General features: G+C 44.3%; 17 protein-coding genes. 7 read left to right on the top strand and 10 right to left on the bottom strand.

The genetic code is table 11. The annotated features are described in order from the left end of the window. Positions 1–16: 16 nt before the first annotated feature. The 6 genes from hisG to JMY02_RS09040 form a co-directional block, all read right to left on the bottom strand. On the bottom strand, positions 17–712 hold the full coding sequence (gene hisG / locus JMY02_RS09065; protein WP_201597370.1) for an ATP phosphoribosyltransferase: 696 nt from the start codon (positions 710–712) through the stop codon (positions 17–19). 143 nt (positions 713–855) lie between these two features. Continuing rightward, a complete protein-coding gene (gene murA, locus JMY02_RS09060; protein WP_201597363.1) occupies positions 856–2,124 on the bottom strand; it encodes a UDP-N-acetylglucosamine 1-carboxyvinyltransferase in 1,269 nt (422 codons plus the stop codon). Between the two features lie 106 nt (positions 2,125–2,230). Further along, positions 2,231–2,476 (bottom strand): BolA/IbaG family iron-sulfur metabolism protein, encoded by a 246-nt coding sequence (locus JMY02_RS09055; RefSeq protein ID WP_025652491.1) that lies wholly within the window; start codon positions 2,474–2,476, stop codon positions 2,231–2,233. Between the two features lie 198 nt (positions 2,477–2,674). Then, positions 2,675–3,619 (bottom strand): alpha/beta hydrolase, encoded by a 945-nt coding sequence (locus JMY02_RS09050; RefSeq protein ID WP_201597361.1) that lies wholly within the window; start codon positions 3,617–3,619, stop codon positions 2,675–2,677. 464 nt (positions 3,620–4,083) lie between these two features. Then, positions 4,084–4,896 carry a BON domain-containing protein gene (locus tag JMY02_RS09045; RefSeq protein ID WP_201597360.1) on the bottom strand — a complete coding sequence of 271 codons (813 nt, stop codon included), beginning with the start codon at positions 4,894–4,896 and terminating at the stop codon, positions 4,084–4,086. Positions 4,897–5,189: 293 nt separating this feature from the next. Further along, positions 5,190–5,687: a YraN family protein gene (locus JMY02_RS09040; protein WP_201597359.1), complete on the bottom strand. Its 498-nt coding sequence runs from the start codon at positions 5,685–5,687 to the stop codon at positions 5,190–5,192. A 124-nt stretch (positions 5,688–5,811) separates the two neighbouring features. Between JMY02_RS09040 and rsmI the strand changes: the two genes are divergently transcribed. Both rsmI and JMY02_RS09030 read left to right on the top strand, forming a co-directional pair. Beyond that, positions 5,812–6,759: a 16S rRNA (cytidine(1402)-2'-O)-methyltransferase gene (gene rsmI / locus JMY02_RS09035; RefSeq protein ID WP_201597358.1), complete on the top strand. Its 948-nt coding sequence runs from the start codon at positions 5,812–5,814 to the stop codon at positions 6,757–6,759. 50 nt (positions 6,760–6,809) lie between these two features. Then, a complete protein-coding gene (locus tag JMY02_RS09030; protein ID WP_201597356.1) occupies positions 6,810–7,829 on the top strand; it encodes an adenosine kinase in 1,020 nt (339 codons plus the stop codon). Positions 7,830–7,973: 144 nt separating this feature from the next. Here JMY02_RS09030 and JMY02_RS09025 read toward each other — a convergent pair whose 3' ends face one another. Then, positions 7,974–9,284 (bottom strand): O-acetylhomoserine aminocarboxypropyltransferase/cysteine synthase family protein, encoded by a 1,311-nt coding sequence (locus JMY02_RS09025; protein ID WP_201597354.1) that lies wholly within the window; start codon positions 9,282–9,284, stop codon positions 7,974–7,976. Between the two features lie 177 nt (positions 9,285–9,461). Further along, entirely contained in the window at positions 9,462–10,145 is a 684-nt protein-coding gene (gene nfuA, locus JMY02_RS09020; RefSeq protein ID WP_201597353.1) for a Fe-S biogenesis protein NfuA, read from the bottom strand. 577 nt (positions 10,146–10,722) lie between these two features. Here nfuA and JMY02_RS09015 point away from each other — a divergent pair. From JMY02_RS09015 to JMY02_RS09005, 3 genes are all read left to right on the top strand, one after another. Next, positions 10,723–11,790, top strand: coding sequence for a bifunctional nicotinamide-nucleotide adenylyltransferase/Nudix hydroxylase (locus tag JMY02_RS09015; RefSeq protein WP_201597350.1), 1,068 nt, complete (start codon positions 10,723–10,725; stop codon positions 11,788–11,790). A gap of 174 nt (positions 11,791–11,964) precedes the next feature. Further along, a complete protein-coding gene (locus JMY02_RS09010; RefSeq protein ID WP_201597349.1) occupies positions 11,965–13,362 on the top strand; it encodes a nicotinate phosphoribosyltransferase in 1,398 nt (465 codons plus the stop codon). A 4-nt stretch (positions 13,363–13,366) separates the two neighbouring features. Then, positions 13,367–14,200: an SGNH/GDSL hydrolase family protein gene (locus JMY02_RS09005; RefSeq protein WP_201597348.1), complete on the top strand. Its 834-nt coding sequence runs from the start codon at positions 13,367–13,369 to the stop codon at positions 14,198–14,200. Positions 14,201–14,472: 272 nt separating this feature from the next. Here JMY02_RS09005 and JMY02_RS09000 read toward each other — a convergent pair whose 3' ends face one another. Then, the gene (locus JMY02_RS09000) at positions 14,473–14,751 is read right to left on the bottom strand and encodes a type B 50S ribosomal protein L31 (protein WP_021814183.1); all 279 of its coding nucleotides are present in this window, start codon (positions 14,749–14,751) and stop codon (positions 14,473–14,475) included. Positions 14,752–15,296: 545 nt separating this feature from the next. Here JMY02_RS09000 and JMY02_RS08995 point away from each other — a divergent pair. Then, entirely contained in the window at positions 15,297–15,902 is a 606-nt protein-coding gene (locus tag JMY02_RS08995) for a YceI family protein (protein ID WP_201597346.1), read from the top strand. A 343-nt stretch (positions 15,903–16,245) separates the two neighbouring features. Continuing rightward, positions 16,246–17,811, top strand: a complete 1,566-nt coding sequence (locus JMY02_RS08990; RefSeq protein ID WP_201597344.1) for an FAD-dependent oxidoreductase — start codon at positions 16,246–16,248, stop codon at positions 17,809–17,811. 152 nt (positions 17,812–17,963) lie between these two features. Here JMY02_RS08990 and JMY02_RS08985 read toward each other — a convergent pair whose 3' ends face one another. After that, positions 17,964–18,647: an LOG family protein gene (locus JMY02_RS08985; protein ID WP_201597343.1), complete on the bottom strand. Its 684-nt coding sequence runs from the start codon at positions 18,645–18,647 to the stop codon at positions 17,964–17,966. Positions 18,648–18,665: the final 18 nt, after the last annotated feature.

Genomic DNA, 18,665 nt, shown 5'->3' with positions numbered 1-18,665 from the left:
AATGATTACCGCTGACTCATGAAGCGCTAGCGATACTGTTTTTGAAGCTGTCCAAAATCGGTTCAAGTAAAGCAAATTTGCGCTTATAACTAACTTGATTAACGATCAGACGTGAGGAGACGTCACAGATATGGTCGCGTGCTTCAAGGCCATTGGCGCGCAAGGTGTTGCCAGTATCGACCACATCGACGATTAAATCACCCAAGCCAACCAATGGTGCAAGCTCCATGGAGCCGTAAAGCTTGATGACATCTACTTGTTGACCTTGGCTAGCAAAATAAGCCCGGGCAACATTGACATATTTGGTGGCGATACGCAAACGACGATTAGGTAGTGGCGCACCTTTGACACCAGCAGTCATCAACTTACACTGAGCAATCTGCAAATCAAGTAACTCATAAACATGATTGGCGCCATGCTCGAGCAAGACATCCTTACCCGCCACCCCAAAATCAGCAGCACCATGCTCTACATAGGTTGGTACATCGCTGGCACGCAAAATCAATACACGCACATTGGGATTTGAGGTTGGAAAAATAAGTTTGCGCGACGCTTCAGGATCTTCTAGTAAGTCGACACCAGCTGCGCGTAGCAATGGCATAGTCTCTTCTAAAATACGACCCTTTGATAAGGCCAGCGTTAAGCCTGAGAACTCATTATTTACTTCGTTCAATAAACCGCTGGCGGGTATTGGTTTGGTTGCTTCAGTCATAATGACATCATGTCCATATACAGTGGGCATCCTCACTAGAGAGGATTTTTTTAATTTTATAACGCCAAACTTTTAATTAATTTTACAATGCAACTACTATCAATAATTCGCCTATCAAATTTCACTTGATAAGACTATTCATATCAGTCGTTGGTATTGATACGCTCGATAGTAACGCCAAGGGCGCGTAGTTTATTTTCGACATCTTCGTAACCACGATCAATATGATAGATACGATCAATTAAGCTATCACCTTCAGCAGTCGCTGCAGCCATTACCAATGACATAGATGCTCGCAAATCCGTTGCCATTACAGGAGCGGCAGTGAATTTTTCGACACCTTTGACCACCGCTGTATGACCATCTACTTGAATAGAAGCACCCAAGCGATTCAGTTCAGGAACATGCATGTAGCGATTTTCGAAGATATTTTCGATAATAGTGCTGGTGCCATCGGCTAAGCAACAAATCGCCATAAGCTGAGCTTGCATATCTGTTGGAAAGCCGGGATGTGGCTGAGTGCGAATATCAACTGGCTTTGGACGCCCTTTCATCTGCGCCCGAATCCAATCATCGCCCGTAGTAATAATTGCACCCATGGCTTCAAATTTTTCAAGTACAGGATGTAATAAAGACGCCGTGGTTTTTTTGGTTAATACATCACCGCGCGTCATCAATGCGCCAGCAAGATATGAACCTGTCTCGATGCGATCCGCTACCACCGAATACTCACAGCCATGCAGACGCTCAACGCCTTCGATGGTCATGGTTGCTGTACCGATGCCGCTAATTTTAGCGCCCATGGCAACCAACATATTGGCCAAATCGACGACTTCTGGCTCTAACGCACAGTTGCCCAAGACCGTCGTACCTTTGGCAAGCGCTGCTGCCATGATGACGTTTTCAGTACCGCCAACAGTAATCATATCAAATGAGAAATGGCACCCAAGCAATCTGCCACCTTTTGGTGCTCGCGCTTTTACATAGCCATTTTCGACGCTAATCTCAGCGCCCATTGCTTCAAACGCTTTAAGATGCTGATCAACCGGACGCGAACCAATCGCACAGCCGCCCGGCAATGACACTTCTGCCTCACCAAAACGTGCCAACAATGGCCCCAACACCAAAATCGATGCGCGCATGGTTTTTACCAAATCATACGGCGCATAAAAATTATCGATGTTTTTGGTATCACAAGTAACCGTATCGTCTTGTTTTTGGATATGGATACCCATGCCGCCGATCAATTCAATCAATGTCCGTACATCTTGTAATGACGGCACATTATGCAATGTCGTTGGAGTTTCAGCCAATATCATGGCTGCCAATAACGGCAAAGCGGCATTTTTAGCGCCAGAAATAGTAACTTCCCCTGCGATACGACTACTACCGGTGATTAAAAATTGATCCATAAACATGACAACCTAGCGATAAGTATAAAAACAATGAAAACCAAACCCTCTAAAACTGATCGTCTAAGCAATCTATTTTATGAAGTTTAATCCTATAAATAATGAGTTAGCCTTTTGATTGAACATCCCACTCAGCAGGCGTTAATGCTTGAATATTGAGCGCATGAATATCGCCACTCGCAATCTTATCATTGACGAGTGCATAGATCGCTTGCTGGCGCTGAACGGCACGTTTGCCTTCAAAGCTAGCATCGACCACGCGTACATCAAACTTATTGCCTTGATTGGCAGCTTGAATAAAAGCATCTGGGAAATGAGTTTGTAAAAATGCGATCAGATCATCAGCGTTCATGCTCATAGAATATTCTGCCTTACAGTAAAGTGGGGTGGAAATTTAAAGTGCCAATATTATAACAAGAGTTTGCGCATCTTACAGTACTGTCTTACGCAACTGCTTGGAAGTAGAAGTAATAGCGCATAGTCGACTCTAAATAAAATAGATATATTCTAATGCTGAACTGACTATAAAGTAGCTACACGACCGTATGGATTATTTTAGCGTTTTGTCTAAATAGGTTAATACTTGGGCGCGAACATCATTAACCCAGCGTAGTGGCGTCGCTATTGCGCCAATACTGGTAGCATGACTCGCACCTTTTATTTCCCCAATTTCAACAATGACACCCGCTTTTTGTAGCGCGTTGGTCATTTTAATACTATTGGTGGCATGAACCACCTTGTCTTTTTCGGCGGTCAATAATAAGTAAGGTGGCTGTGCACCTTTGATTTGGCGATCTGGCATAACCGTATCGGGAGTCGCGTCGGCACCAAACGCTGTCGCACTACTAAATTGACGGAAATCATAGCTGTAAGGCCCAGCAATACCAATAACCGCAGCAAGATCTTTTGGTTGAATACCATAGGGCGCTAAAAAGTCCTCGTTAGCGACTGCAGCAACAGCATTGAACGCGCCAGCAGAATGTCCTATGACGGCTAAACGCTCAGGATCAGCGTGAAAGCTTTTGGCATTATCATAACTCCATGCTATCGCTTGCGCCGCGTCTTTTACATAATCAGGGTATACGTGCTCAGGCGCTTTACGGTAATTGATTACGGCCGTGACATAGCCTGCTTGCGCCAAACTTTGTCCAACAAACGCATATTCTTCTTTGTTACCACTTTCCCATGAGCCGCCATGGACAAATACCACCATAGGATACGTCGTCTCTACCACACTTTGGGTTTTCATGGCTTGCGCTAAAGGTTTTGGATAGTAAATATCTAAATCTTGTGAGGGTTCATTGCCATATAAAATGTCTTTGCTCACACCAACACCACCATTTGCGGTGATGCCATTGACGATAGCCAGCGCTGATAACGCTTGTGCTTGCTGCGTGGCCAGCGCAATGCCGCCTATCGCTAATGCGGCCGTAACGCCTACCCCTGTCAATGTATGTGCTTTGGTTTTTGCTGTGCCTTTACTTGAACCCTTCATAGCCAGTATTCCTATTATATGTCAGTCAATGATTGGTAAGTAGAATGATGACCATTTGCGGTACTGTTGACGCGGCCTTATCTACTTTCACGCTTCATATATTACGTTCTGACTGAATATTTTTCGTGCTTTTACTGTTATCACTGTTTAGGTTTATTGTCATTTAACAATCTACAATATTAGCTATCCTAAACATAAGGTGACTAGCATAAACGGTTTACATAGACGTTTAAATCGTACTCTGAAACAATCATGATTGCTCCATAGTCGATACCAAATAACATGGATACACGATATTATGGCGCGAGACTGGCACAAATTTTTCTTGCTTGCTGTGCCTTTGCAGACAGAGGCTACAAAAAAATCATCCCAGTCTCGCTGATTCTTTTTTATATTGAGCTGACTATAATTAGGACGATTAATAAAGACTATTCTATTAATAGGCAAACGCTACTAGAGCGTTTTTACTGATTCTGATAAAGCTCGATATATGGGCTTGATGACGGTTGGTCGACGGTGGCACCTTCCTCTGTCACTATAATCGGTGTCGCCGTACTTGCCGCTTCTGCGGTTGCGGCACTATCTACAACGGGTGCTGCCGCAGGATTGGCCAAATTATTCTCGTACATAATATCGTCTTCATTTATTTTCACACCTCTATCATCGACGACCGTCGTCAGTAATACCAACTCTGTCACACCGACGGTACTATTGGCGATATCAACTAAATGACTCTGCTGAGTGGGCGTCATGCGTCCCATGATATAAACCACTCCATTATTGGTCACCGCTTTGATTTGTGACGCTTTAACGCCATCACTTGTGGCTATTTTTGCCAGTAGTTTTGAGGTGATATAGCCGTCATGGACGGTTGAGCTATAGCCTTTTGAAGCACTGACGTCCAGCTCGTTATAGACACGGCGCACATCTGGCATAGAGCTGACGACTTTCTCTACTTCTGCTTTGATTGCCTCAGTCGGTACTTCACCTGTCAATAACACTTCACTATTGAAGCTATCAACGCCCATACGACTGGTTTGCTGCAGATCTTCTCTTAAACCGTAAACATTGATTTTGGCCGTGTGTTCGATACTGCGATCAAGCAGACGCTGCGGAATGGTGCGCTCGGTCATTGGCACACCATAAGTTCCCTCAGTGCTATTGGTCAAATAATTGGTGGTGCAGCCTGTACTAATAATCCCAGCCATCAGCACCGCGCCGATTGCGGTACGATGTGATGAACCAAAAATAGCAGTGCGCAAATGCATCCGTGTCATGATTTACCTCTTAGAGCATGGTTGTGACGATGATATAATACCAAACCCAAAAAATACGATTAGCTGCGTCAAACTCGTTTAGCCTACAACACGTAGCCCTTGCACTCGTTTTCCGTACTACTCTGATTTTTGGAGTTAGTATCAGTTCAATCAAACTGAGAAGACTTAATTCAGCTACTTTACTGAATTTTTATGGATAGCGGTTAGGTTTTTGGTAACGGTCATTGATTGTCCAACTCTATTTAACCCATCGATAAGAGTATTTCTATATGCTATTACCATATCCTACCCTATTACCAAGCATTCGCTATAAAGGCACCTTGCAGCCATTCTGGTTGGTTGTCTATCCGTTGTCCTTTGAGCGGTATTTTACCCGTTGTATCATAGACAATGACATCAAATCGGCAGTCATAATGCGCGTACTCAGGGTGGTATTGTAAAAAATATTTGGCGGTTTTAATCACTTTACGTTGTTTACTGGGTGTGACACTGAGCGCGGCATCGCCAAAACCTGAACGCTTACGCTGGCGTACTTCAATGAATACCAGCGTTGACCATGCTTGTCCTTTTTCCAGCATGACCAAGTCTAACTCACCAATTTTTGGTTGCTGCCAGTTTTGTGCAAGCAAGCGCAGCCCTTGCATTTGTAAAAATTCACACGCCTGCTGCTCGAACAGACTGCCTTGGCGCTGTGTTGGTGAAGTCAGGGTTAAGGTTTTATGGAGCGGTTTATGGTTTGCCATGAGGTCAATGGATCTGATTAACATTTCAGAATTATCATAGCACAACATGCTAAACTAACCACTTTTGCGCCATTTATCCATACACTATCATGCATTATTTGTCTGAGACAGATAACAGATGCTGACCTTATGGTTACCGGTGCTTTATCATTTTTAACGATTCGAGGTTTTCATGTCTACCCCTACCGCGATGCCAGCTTGTCTATATATCGTTGCCACGCCGATTGGTAATCTGAATGACATGACACCGCATGCAATCGATGTATTAAAGCAGGTTGCCATCATTGCCTGCGAAGATACCCGCACCTCAGGTAAGCTACTGTCATATTTTGGCATTGATACCAAAGGCGATAAAACGGACGACACAAAAGATACTGCTCATCCTGAAACTAAAAATGAGTCCGATACTGCCCCAAAACAAAAAGGTCATAATAAGCTTTGGGCGTATCATGAACACAATAGCGCGGTACAAACACCCAAAATCATTGAGATGATTCAGCAAGGTCACTCGGTCGCCTTGATTAGTGATGCAGGGACACCGCTGGTCAGTGATCCGGGTTATCAATTGGTGCAAGCGGCTCATGCCGCAAAAGTGACAGTATCACCCATTGTTGGTGCGTCTGCTGCGATTGCTGCCTTGTCAGTCGCGGGCTTACCGTCAGATCGCTTTAGCTTTATTGGTTTTTTGCCAGCAAAAACACATGGTCGTCAAAAACAACTGAGCGCTTTACACTCACGTACCGAAACGCTGATATTTTATGAAGCACCGCATCGTATTATTGCGAGCTTAGAAGACATGGCCGCGACATTCGGGGCTGAGCGCGAAGTGACTTTTTGTCGTGAATTGACCAAAACATTTGAGACCGTACACAAGAGCACCCTTGGTAATTTGGTAGAATTTGTAAAAGCCGACGACAATCAGCAGCGCGGCGAGATCGTAGTCGTGGTCGCTGGCGTCAATGTGGCACAAGACCCCGATGACATCAGCACGCATGATAAATTATTGCAGCGCTTGTTAGAGGATTTATCAGTTAAAAAAGCGGCTGCATTGGCCGCTGACATTACAGGTGTAAAAAAGAATGCGCTTTATCAACGCTTGCTTGAATTACAGGCTGAATAATTTCAACGAAAAAAAATCATAGTTATAAACTCATTGAGGAGAAGGGTGTAATGTACGATGTAATGGCCATAGGGAATGCCTTAGTTGACCACGAATACGTGCTATCGGATGCCGCATTAGAAGAGACAGACCTGACCAAAGGCAATATGACACTGGCAGATATCGAAGAGCAACAACAACTGCTCGCTTATTTCAAGCTTGCTGAGATCGAGCCATCAAAACAAGCTGGCGGGGGCTCAGCCGCCAATACGATGTACGCGTTTGCCAGTCTAGGCGGCAAGCCTTTTTATGCCTGCCGCGTTGGGGACGACAATCAAGGTGCATTTTACCTAAAGGACTTGCATGAAGCAGGCGTTGCCACCTCAGACAAATCCATCCATACAGGCGGTGTCACGGGTTCTTGTGTGGTCGCAGTGACCGAAGACGGCGAGCGTACCATGCAAACTTATCTTGGTACTTCAAGCGACATCACTGCCGATAATGTCAATTTTGAGGCACTGGCGCAGGCAGACTGGCTATACATAGAAGGGTATTTGGCTATGTCTGAGAGCATTCAACCAGCGATGACCCAATTACGCCAACAAGCGGGCATCCATGGGGCAAAAATTGCGGTAAGCTTTGCCGATCCCGCCGTAGTGAAATTTGCCAAAGACGGTCTGCTCAATATGCTTGGCAATACAGTCGCTGTGATATTTTGTAATAGTGAAGAAGCTAAGTTATTCACCGATAAAAAACAAGTGAAAGCAGCAGCACGCGCGCTACTTGACTACTGCCAAACAGCCGTAGTCACAGATGGTGCCAATGGCGCAATCATTGCCCATAAGTCTGATAATACGTCAGAAATTGAGATTTATGACGTGGCGACACCAGCGGTTGCCAATGTCATTGATACTAATGGTGCGGGCGATAACTATGCTGGTACGTTCTTATATGCGCTGTCTCAACAATACAGCTTACTAGAATGCGGTCGTCTTGCCAGCGAAGTATCCGCAAAAGTTATCCAACAGTTTGGCCCGCGCTTGGCCTCACAAGACTATAAAGATATCGCTCGCCGTGTGCTATCTGCTTGACCTATAGTTGGTTCTAAATAAAAGAAACGCAATCACTAACATCATTTTTTTTGTTGCTTCATAAAAAAGCCCGTATCAATCGATATGGGCTTTTTACTTATTCTTCACTGAGTCAACTAATTGGCTCAATAAAAAATTTTGCTATTAAGCAGAAGCCAACGCTTGTGCCAGATCGGCTTTGATGTCTTCGATATGTTCAATACCAATAGACAAACGCACCATATCCGTACTCACCCCTGCCTTTTCAAGCTCTTGTTCATTCAACTGGCGGTGCGTCGTTGTCGCCGGATGACAAGCCAAAGACTTGGCATCACCGATATTCACCAAACGCGTAATCAGTTGCAACGCATCGATAAAGCGCGCGCCTGCTTCGAGACCACCTTTTACACCAAAAGTCAAAATAGCCGATGGTGTGCCCTTCATATATTTCTTAGCAAGCGCATGTTCAGGATGATCTGGTAAACCCGCATATTTCACCCACGCAACTTTATCGTGGTCACGTAGATATTCTGCTACTGCTTGGGCGTTTTGTACATGGCGCTCCATACGCAGGCTTAACGTCTCCATACCTTGCAAAATACCAAACGCATTTAGCGGACTGAGTGCCGCCCCAGTGTTACGTAGCGGAGCCACACGAGCACGGGCGATAAAGGCGGGCGCGCCCACATCTTTGACAAAATTCACCCCATGATAGCTGGCATCAGGGGTGTTCAATAACGGGAAACGCTCCGGATAATCACCCCATGGGAACTTACCACTATCGACAATCGCACCGCCAATTGATGTCCCTGTACCACTCATGTATTTGGTCAAGGAATGAATGACGATATCAGCGCCAAACTCAAACGGGCGACATAGCGCAGGCGTCGCAACCGTACTATCGATCACCACTGGAACACCGTATTCATGAGCTATATCACTGAGTGCTTGGATATCCACGATATTACCGAGCGGATTACCAATGCTTTCTGCAAAGACCATCTTGGTTTTATCATCGATTAAATCACGAATCGCTTCAGGGGTTTTATGGTCAAAGAATCGTACTTCGATGCCTTGACGCGGCAATGCATGAGCGAACAAATTATAAGTACCGCCGTACAGCGTTGAGACCGCGACAATATTATCGCCAGCTTCACAAATGGTTTGAATGGCATAAGTAATGGCTGCCATGCCTGATGCCACAGCCAGCGCACCAATACCGCCTTCAAGCGCTGCCACACGTTCCTCTAACACAGCGTTGGTCGGGTTCATGATACGGGTATAAATATTGCCCGTCACCTTTAGATCAAATAAGTCAGCACCGTGTTGGGTGTTATCAAACGCATACGAGCTGGTGTGGTAAATAGGCACTGCCACCGCTTTAGTCGTTGGCTCAACAGTATAACCGGCATGAATCGCCAAGGTTTCGAGACGTTGGGGAGTCTGTGGTTTCTGGGCTGTTTGTTCTTCACTCATCGTACATTCCTTTGTATTAATTAAAAATAATTGGTTAAAAAGTTAGCGTGTAAAAATCATTTCAAAAAGCTATCTGCCAAATCATAGCAATAAAAAAAGCCAAGTTCATTAGAACTCGGCTTTTTAATTAAATAACTTTTGAGCGTTTACTCAAATCTTTGATTTTTACTGACGTTTTTATTTGTAGTAAGCATTTTCTGTGCGCGTGTGATCCGTCTCATCAATCACTTGCGTCAGCTCTGGTATTTGCTGCTTGAGCTGCACTTCAACGCCTTGACGCAAGGTCATATCGACGGCTGAACACCCTTGGCAACCACCACCGAACTTCAAGACAGCAGTGAGACCAACGCCCTCTTCATCAAGCAGTTCAAGCAACTGTACGTCACCACCATGCGCTGCCAGACCGGGGTTAATTTCTGACTGCAATACATAGTTGATGCGCTCCTCGATGCTGGCATCCGCGCCCACTTTGGGCACTTTGGAATTTGGCGCGCGGAAAGTCAGCTGACCACCAAAACGGTCTTTATTATAGTCAATCACTGCGTCTTCTAGATAAGGGACTGATGCCGCCTCAATAAAAGCAGAAAAATTGTCATAGCTGAACTTTAAGTCCGCGCTGTCCTCTTCACCTGGCTGATTATAAGCCATACAACATTCTGCACGCGGGGTACCAGGATGCTCAACGAAGATACGCACACCGATACCATCGGTATCTTGTTTAGACAACAAATCTGCCAAATACCCTTGGGCTGATTCGGTAATAGTGATATTACTTTTCGTTTCAACTTGCTCAGTATCTAGTGCTGATTCGTAGTCGGTAGACTGGTCTAGTTGGTTATCAGCTTGGTTTTGCTCACTCATAATGTTTCCTATGCGTTATGACACAAATGCGATATCTATTATGGCTGCTGTGTCGTGAATTTGAATTTTTAAAAATTTTTACGGATTATATAAGACAGGCAGACATCAATGATTGAAATTTATTATTGTATGACACTGACCACCATGTCTATAAAATTTGCGGCAGTTATAATCGCTATTATACCTGACTTAAGCTGTAATTCCGACCGCGCTACTGTGATTTGCATCATCGTATGGGCAAATGACTGTTATCGATTTTTTTAATGGCATTACTAATTTCATGCGATTGTACCAACCATAACGATGATTTGATCGATAGTGGGGACAGTCGCTCTCTATTACATTACTCTCTATATAAAGACAGTGGCTGGCGTTATCAAGCGTTTCATATTGCTAAGACACAAAGTAACCTGATTTACCAAATAAATTGTCTGATGCCAGAATTGAAATCGTCATTTTTATGTGCTTATTTTTTCTCTAAACATCTTTACACTTGTCAGCCAGTGATGGCCTGTGTCAGTATTAGCAACATTACTCTTTTTAACTGATAAAAATAAGCAGTAGGAAAACGGCGTATATGAGTGGACCAGCAGAGCAAAATTCAGATAAGCAAAATCCCGATCAGCAAAATAATACACACTATCGTTATTTGGTTTTTATCGGGCGTTTTCAGCCGTTCCATCGAGGACATAAAGCGGTCATCGATGAGGCGTTAAAACGCTCAGATGACGTGATTATGCTCATTGGTTCTGCCAACCTACCGCGTAGTTTACGCAATCCATTTAGCGTAGCTGAACGTGCTGCAATGATTAAGGGTTCATACTCAGAAGCAGACGCCACACGCATTCATTGCGTCGGACTGGATGACGCGCTTTATAACGACACGCGCTGGCTACAATATGTACAAGCTGGCGTAAAATCTGTCACAGGCGACTTGCAGACTGACATTGGTTTGATTGGTCATTCAAAAGACAGCTCATCGTATTATCTATCGCTATTTCCCAACTGGGCGTCGGTTTCTGTGCCCAATTACCACAATTTATCAGCCACCCCTATCCGTGACAGCTATCTGATGGGCGCCACGCCAACGCCTGAGCGCACGCCTGAATCAACACGTAGTGTGCTCGACGACTTCAAAAAAACTGACGACTATCAAGAGTTACATGAAGAAGCCGATTTTATTGATAAATACAAAAGACAATGGGAATCTGCGCCCTATCCACCTACCTTTATGACGGCCGATGCTTTAATCGTGCAGTCAGGACATATTCTCTTGGTTGAGCGCCGCAGTATGCCAGGACGTGGACTATGGGCGTTGCCGGGTGGGTTTTTGAATCCGAAAGAGACATTATTCGACGCTTGTATCCGTGAGCTACGCGAAGAGACGCGTCTTAAAGTACCAGAACCGGTTCTCCGTGGCTCTTGCCATAGTCAGCATACTTTCGATGACCCCTATCGCTCAGCGCGTGGGCGTACAATTACGCAAGCGTTTTATTTCCAGCTCAAAAATGACCCAAAAGGATTGCCAAAAGTCAAAGGCGGCGACGATGCGACAAAGGCATTTTGGCTACCTTTAGCAGAGCTCGATGCCAAAATGATGTTTGAAGATCATTATGCCATTATCACTAAGATGGTTGGGTTGTAGCATTTTTTTCGTTGGCTATTTAGTACACTATTCATAAATAAGTCACCAACGACGGTCTATATCATTTATCTTATAGTTTTCACGCCAGCGCCGATAGACGGTAATGGTTATCTAGCCGCAGTTGACCTTGTCATTAATACAAGCTGCGGCATCTCAAAGCAGAGGAGTTCTGTGATGTACACCAGTAATTTAAACAATTTAATTTTGAATAGTGACAGTTATAAAACCTCACATTGGGTGCAATATCCAAGCGGTAGTGAGTACCTGTCAAGCTACATCGAAGCACGTAAGGGTGACTATGATGTGGTGTTCTTTGGCTTACAGGCCTTTATCAAAGAATACCTAAGCACCCCTATCACCCATCAAGACATTGATGAAGCCGAAATGGTTATTCAAGCACATGGCTTAACCTTTAATCGTGCTGGTTGGGAGCGTTTGGTCGACAAGCACGATGGCTACCTGCCACTACGTATCGAAGCCGTGCCTGAAGGCAGCATCGTGCCAGTATCTAATGTGGTCTGCCAAATCATCAACACCGATCCTGAGTTTTATTGGCTACCCAGTTATATCGAGACGGCACTATTGCGGGCGATTTGGTATCCTTCCACCGTCGCTAGTGTCTCGCATTATTGCAAAGGCATTATTCGTCAAGCGCTAGAAAAATCAGCGGACAACACAGACTCGCTCACCTTTCGCTTGCATGACTTTGGCTCACGCGGCGCCTCTAGTCAGGAGTCGGTCGCACTCGGCAGTTTGGCACATTTGGTGAACTTTGCTGGTACTGACTCGATGACAGCCTTGGTTGCTGCCAGTCGTTGGTATCAAATGGGCAGTGACATGCCCGCGTTTTCTATCCCTGCGGCTGAGCACAGCACCATGACAGCATGGGGCCGGGATGGTGAGACTGCCGCCTTTGCCAATATGATTGAGCAGTTTGGCGGTGCAGGACAAAGCTTTTCGGTTGTGTCTGATAGCTATGATTTGTGGAATGCCATTGACAATATTTGGGGCGGTACGTTAAAAGACGATGTGAAAAATATGGGCGGCACCTTAGTCATCCGGCCGGATAGTGGCGAACCTGCTAAAGTGGTTCGTGAGGCTATAGAGCGTTTGGCAGTCAAGTTTGGAACGACCATCAATAGCAAAGGCTACAAAGTCCTGCCTGATTATGTGCGTATCATTCAAGGTGACGGCATCAGTCCACAAACCTTGGGCAAGATCATTGACGTGGTGATGAAAGCAGGCTTTAGCGCAGACAATGTCACTTTTGGTATGGGCGGTGGACTATTACAACAAGTCAATCGCGACACGATGAGCTGGGCCATGAAAGCCAGTGCCATCTCTATTGACGGTACATGGAAGGATATCTATAAAGACCCTGTGACTAGCCGCTCTAAACGCTCAAAAAAAGGACGCTTGGCTTTGATCGAAGACAGCCACGGCTCCATAAAAACCATCAAAGCAGATGAGCTATCTGCCAATACAAGCAACCTATTACGCGATGTCTATGTTGATGGTGAATTATTAATTGAAGACAGTCTCACGACTATTCGGGAGCGTGCGGGATGGTAGCAATATGATAAATAGCAATAAAGTCGCGACCGTCGCAAGAGACATGCTGCTCGCTCCCGTTTATCTTTATCAAGGACGCAAAATCAAGCGTGACACCGTGCGTCTTCCTGAACCAAATGGCGACAGGCATGGGCTTGTTCAACTGAACCAGTCTACTGACACATTAACAGATGAATCCAAGCAAACACTTAGTCTCATGATCGTTGGTGATTCGGCAGCAGCTGGTGTCGGTAGTCAAACACAGCAAGAAGCGCTGGTCGGTAGGCTGATTCCAGTTTTGGAACAACATCCCACGATCAACTTAATGTTTAATACGCTGAACTGGTCATTGCAGGCGACGACAGGACATACCAGTTTTGATATTTTGCGTCGATTGTACGTCTTACCCGCTCCTACTCAGCCTGTAGATGTGATGGTGCTGAGTGTCGGTGTTAATGACACTACCGCTAACGTGTCTGTGAATAAATGGCAACAGCAAATTGAAGACATCATTGCAATTGCTCAGCGTAAATTTGGCGCTCAAGAGTTGATTTTTTTTAGCCTACCGCCGATGGCGCAAATGCCAGCGATACCAGCGCCACTAAATAACTTTGTTGGTGCTAAAGCGTCCAGTCTTGATGGAATACTGCAACAAGTTTGTGATGCTCATGATGGCGTCAACTATATGGCCACTGATTTCCCACGGATGATAGAAGAGCATGCGAACGGCATGCCCATTGATATCGCAGTGATGTTTGCCAGTGACGGATTTCACCCAAGCAGCCTAATGTATGGTTATTGGGCGCAGCAACTGGCCGAACGTATCACACAGTTACTTGATAATTCTGCGTCTGTTTAAGACTTCTTCATCTTGATATACTAGCTGGTAGTCTGGCAATATTTGCTTTCACAGTGATTTCAGTATAAAAACGAGTCAGCAGGACTGGTATGAATTTTTCGCAGCCTCTGTCTGCGTAGGCACAGCAAGCCAGAAAAATTTATACCAGTTCAGCGTTGTAATATAAGGTATCTGTTTTATTTAGAATCAACTATAGCAACGCAATAAAAAACCGCTGAATCATCAGCGGTTTTTTATTGCTTAGCAAAATATTTTTACACCATAAGTGCAAATTATTCAGCAGAATCAGCGGCTTTCTTGCTACGGCCGCCGAATGCACCAAAGCGTTTGTTGAAGCTAGCAACACGACCTTCGGTAGATGTTTTACGCTGCTCGCCAGTATAGAATGGATGCGACGCACTTGAGATATCAAGTGGGTAGTATGGGTATTCTGTACCTTCATATTCACGAGTGGCTTTGGTTTTAACCGTTGAACGGGTTAAAAAGAACACGTCAGCGTTCGTGTCATGGAATAAAACGTCTTGGTAATTAGGATGGATATCTTTACGCATAATAAACTCTCTAGGTCCGATGTATGGATAACGCGTTTAAACCAACTCTTTAAGAGAGGTTAAACGAGCAATGACATACGTAACTGAGGCACTAAGGACATTTACAAGTATGGCAACTGTGTCACTGGCTTATTCCAGCACCCAACACCATTCTTCTGCTCGCTTAGCCTTTCCCCAGCGGGAAAATCAAACCGCGATTCTAACGGTTTTTGGTGTTTGATGCAAGTAGCAGTTATCCTACCTATGTGTGATAAGTGGTCAACAAGACGCTTATTGCGGTGAGAAAAATACGTTACATTAGTACCATAATCATTTAGCTGAAATTATCAATAAAATCTGTTACTGTAGCTTTCATTAACAATTAGAAAATTGCATTATTAATATTTATGTATCATTAATATTTATAGTTTCTAATCTGTGATTTTTAAACAGCCTTTTTAAATGGTTTGTTTTTAATTGTACCGACTTATAATGACACATACTTTACAACTGCTGACCAGCAATAAACACCCTTTACTTAACAAACCCCAACTAAGGACAATTCAATGATAAATACTGTCATGAAAAACACCGCAAAAACATTACTAATCAGTTCAGCACTGGCTGTCACTACTATGGCAAGCGCTGCCCTGCCAAGCCAATGGCAATTAGATGACTCACATACTCGTGTCGGATTTTCTGTTAACCATTTGGGGTTTTCAACCACTATGGGGCATTTTAATGATGTCAAAGGCATGGTTAATTACGATATCAAAGCCCCAAGCAAAACCAATATGAACTTTACGATTGCAACTGACAGTATCGATACCAATTGGGATGCGCGTGATGAGCATTTAAAGAAAGATGATTTCTTTAATGTTGCAAAATATCCAACCATGACGTTTAAATCTACCCAAGTCACTTTTATGAATCCGCAACAAGCCAAAGTAACGGGTGATTTTACGATGCTTGGTCAAACCAAACCACTAACGCTTGATGTAACGTTGAATAAAATTGCGAATAGCCCGCTTACGAAAGAACCTGTTGTTGGTTTCCGTGCCACTGGTAACATTGATCGCGCCGCCTATGGTATGACCACTTTTGCTGATGGCATCACGACCAACGTTCCTATCCAAATCGATGGTGAATTGGTAGAGAAAAAAGCGAAATAAACCTAACGTTTAGGTCAAGCAGCATTATCGACTTCTCTAAGTCTTCAAAAGGCAGCCATTATATGTGGCTGCTTTTCTAATTGTTCTCGGCTATTCGTTGACAAAAATCATGTACCCACTTACGTATTTGCCCTCATATCAGTTGTAGTTTTTCGTACAATGTCGCTAAAGAAATTAAGAAATACTACACAATAAAAAATGACCATCGCGACTTAATATAAACATTGAACTTGACTGCCTTTGCACGCATATCAACAGTGATAATATATTTAATATATACGCCAAGCATGACCTGCTGTGGATGCTACTAGCTATGGATACTACTAGGGATACAATGACGACAATGACTCACTCTCTTACTAAAAATCATGTTCATTCCACCAAACGTGTTGGTATTCTCGGTGGTGGTACGGCCGGAGCAACCATTGCAATTCGCTTAGCGGCGCTCGGGCTGGATACTTACTTATTTGAAAAAAATAAATCGCTGATAGATGGCCCGCCTATGTGTCATTTGCATGCAGGTGGCAATTTATACCGTGAAATCCCCGATGAAGATTGCGTCGCGCTTCTCAAACAATGCATCGATATTTTACGTCTTTATCCTTATACCATCGATGTACGCCCAACCGTATTTGCTGTTCCGACTCGCGATGAAGGCTTGCCCGAAGACTTACTACCGCGCCTTGATATCTTGACAGAAGCTTATCGTGACCTTATTGCTCAAGATGCCAATAATAAAGTTTTGGGCGATCCTGAAGATTATTATCAGTTATACAGTCATGAGCAATTGATTGAGCTGTCTGAGCGCCACCAAGTCGCTGTGCCGAGCACCGTTGACGAGTGGATGATACCGGTTGCTAAGTATCTAGACTTAAATAAAGTCAAATTTCCGCTGATTGTCGTACAAGAGTATGGTTGGAATATCTTTCGTCTGGCCGCCTCTGCGCAGTTGGCACTAGAAGGTTATGAGCACGCACATGTCTTTACCGATACTCAAGTGAAACAAGTCATGCCTGTGGATTGTGAAAACTGCTCAAACGCTGACCACCATGTTACTAAGTGGCGCATCGACTATCAACAAACATTCAGCCAGCAAGCAACGCATGCAGAACCTGAGTCTATCGAAGTCGATTATTTAATCAATGCTTGCGGTTTCCGTACTGGCGTAATCGACGATATGGTTGGTGTAAAAGTCACGCGCATGGTTGAGTTTAAATCCTCCTATATCACTCATTGGGACAATGCGGGTGGCCAAATACCAGAGATTATCGTTTATGGCAGTCGCGGCACACCAGAGGGCATGGCACAGCTCACACCCTATCCTGGTGGCTACTTTCAAATACATGGTATGAGTAAATTTATCACATTATTCGATGACGGATTGGTCGCTTCTAGCAAAGACAGTGCCCAACCTAAGCTGCCTCCGCAATACGTGCATTATATTGAAGATGGCTGGGATAAAGCACCGCTCCAAGCGCGTAGTCAGCAAGCGATTGACTATGTAGCGGAGTTTGTACCGACATTTCATAGTGCGCGCACAGTTGGTAACGCATTGTATGGTGGCCAACAAATTCCAGGCCAAGACGATACATTGCGAGTCGCTGATGTGAGCCTTTATTCTAATATACGCTATGCCCGCGCTGAGAACGTAAAAGCGTCATCAACATTGATTGCTGCTGATCAAATTGTGGATGAGTTGACTACGCTTGGCTTGATTGATAATGACACGCCAGCAAATCGTAATCGTTATGCCCATGAATGGCCTTACTTAGTGCACAATGACAGTTTAATCATTGATGAAGTTGCGCGTGTACTGGCTGAAGAACGTGGATTTCCGCTGGCGATGGCGGATGTGAATCACGGTATCCGTGAAAAAACCTTAGATGACCTGTCACCAGATGAAGCATAGTTTTTTATAGTGGGATTAAAAGAAGAAAAAAAGGCGTCGGTAACCAATGATTGGTTATCGACGCCTTTTTCTTTTACATAAAATGAAAAATCATACCATTTGCAAAATTAAAGCCGCAAGGAAAAACATACAAGCACTACAGCCTCTAAATCTTAGCTTTCGCTACCTACCATTTTTTCAGTATCGACTGTATCGTCGATGGTCACTACGGTTTTTAACAAGTCAATGGCTTCACCAATCGTATTACAAACCACCAAACGCTCAAGGTCTTCTTGCTTCATAAAGCCCTGATCAGCAGTATATTTTAAATGCTCAATCATACGATCATAGAAGCCATTGATATTAAGAATAATCATCGGCTTTTCATGTTGATACAACTGACGCCATGTGGCAATTTCCATGATTTCTTCTAATGTTCCGAGGCCACCCGGTAGAGTGATGAAGGCATCAGCATACTCTGCCATCACTGTTTTGCGTGTGTGCATGGTATCGGTCAAATGCAAACGAGTCAGCTGTTCATGAGCAATCTCATGCTTTAGCATAAAGGTTGGAATCACTCCCACCGCTTGCGCACCGCCTTTAATAACCTCATCTGCGACAGCACCCATCAGCCCGATACTCGCGCCACCATATACCAGTCCCAAGCCATTCTCCGCCAGAGCGAGACCCAGCTCGCGGGCCGCTTGTTCATATACGTCACTGTTACCCAGACGTGAGCCACAGTAAACCGCAACCAATGGCATCATCAATGTTGATTTATCGACTGCATTTTCGATATTGGTCATATCTTGGCTAGTAATAACTTCATAGGTGTCATTATTAATTTTCATTTGCATATAGCGTCCTTAATTTTA

It is taken from the genome of Psychrobacter vallis (assembly GCF_904846715.1).
GTDB classification, from domain to species: Bacteria; Pseudomonadota; Gammaproteobacteria; order Pseudomonadales; family Moraxellaceae; genus Psychrobacter; species Psychrobacter vallis.
Note: the sequence above shows the minus strand (reverse complement) of the source record. Positions and strands in the feature narration are given on the sequence as shown.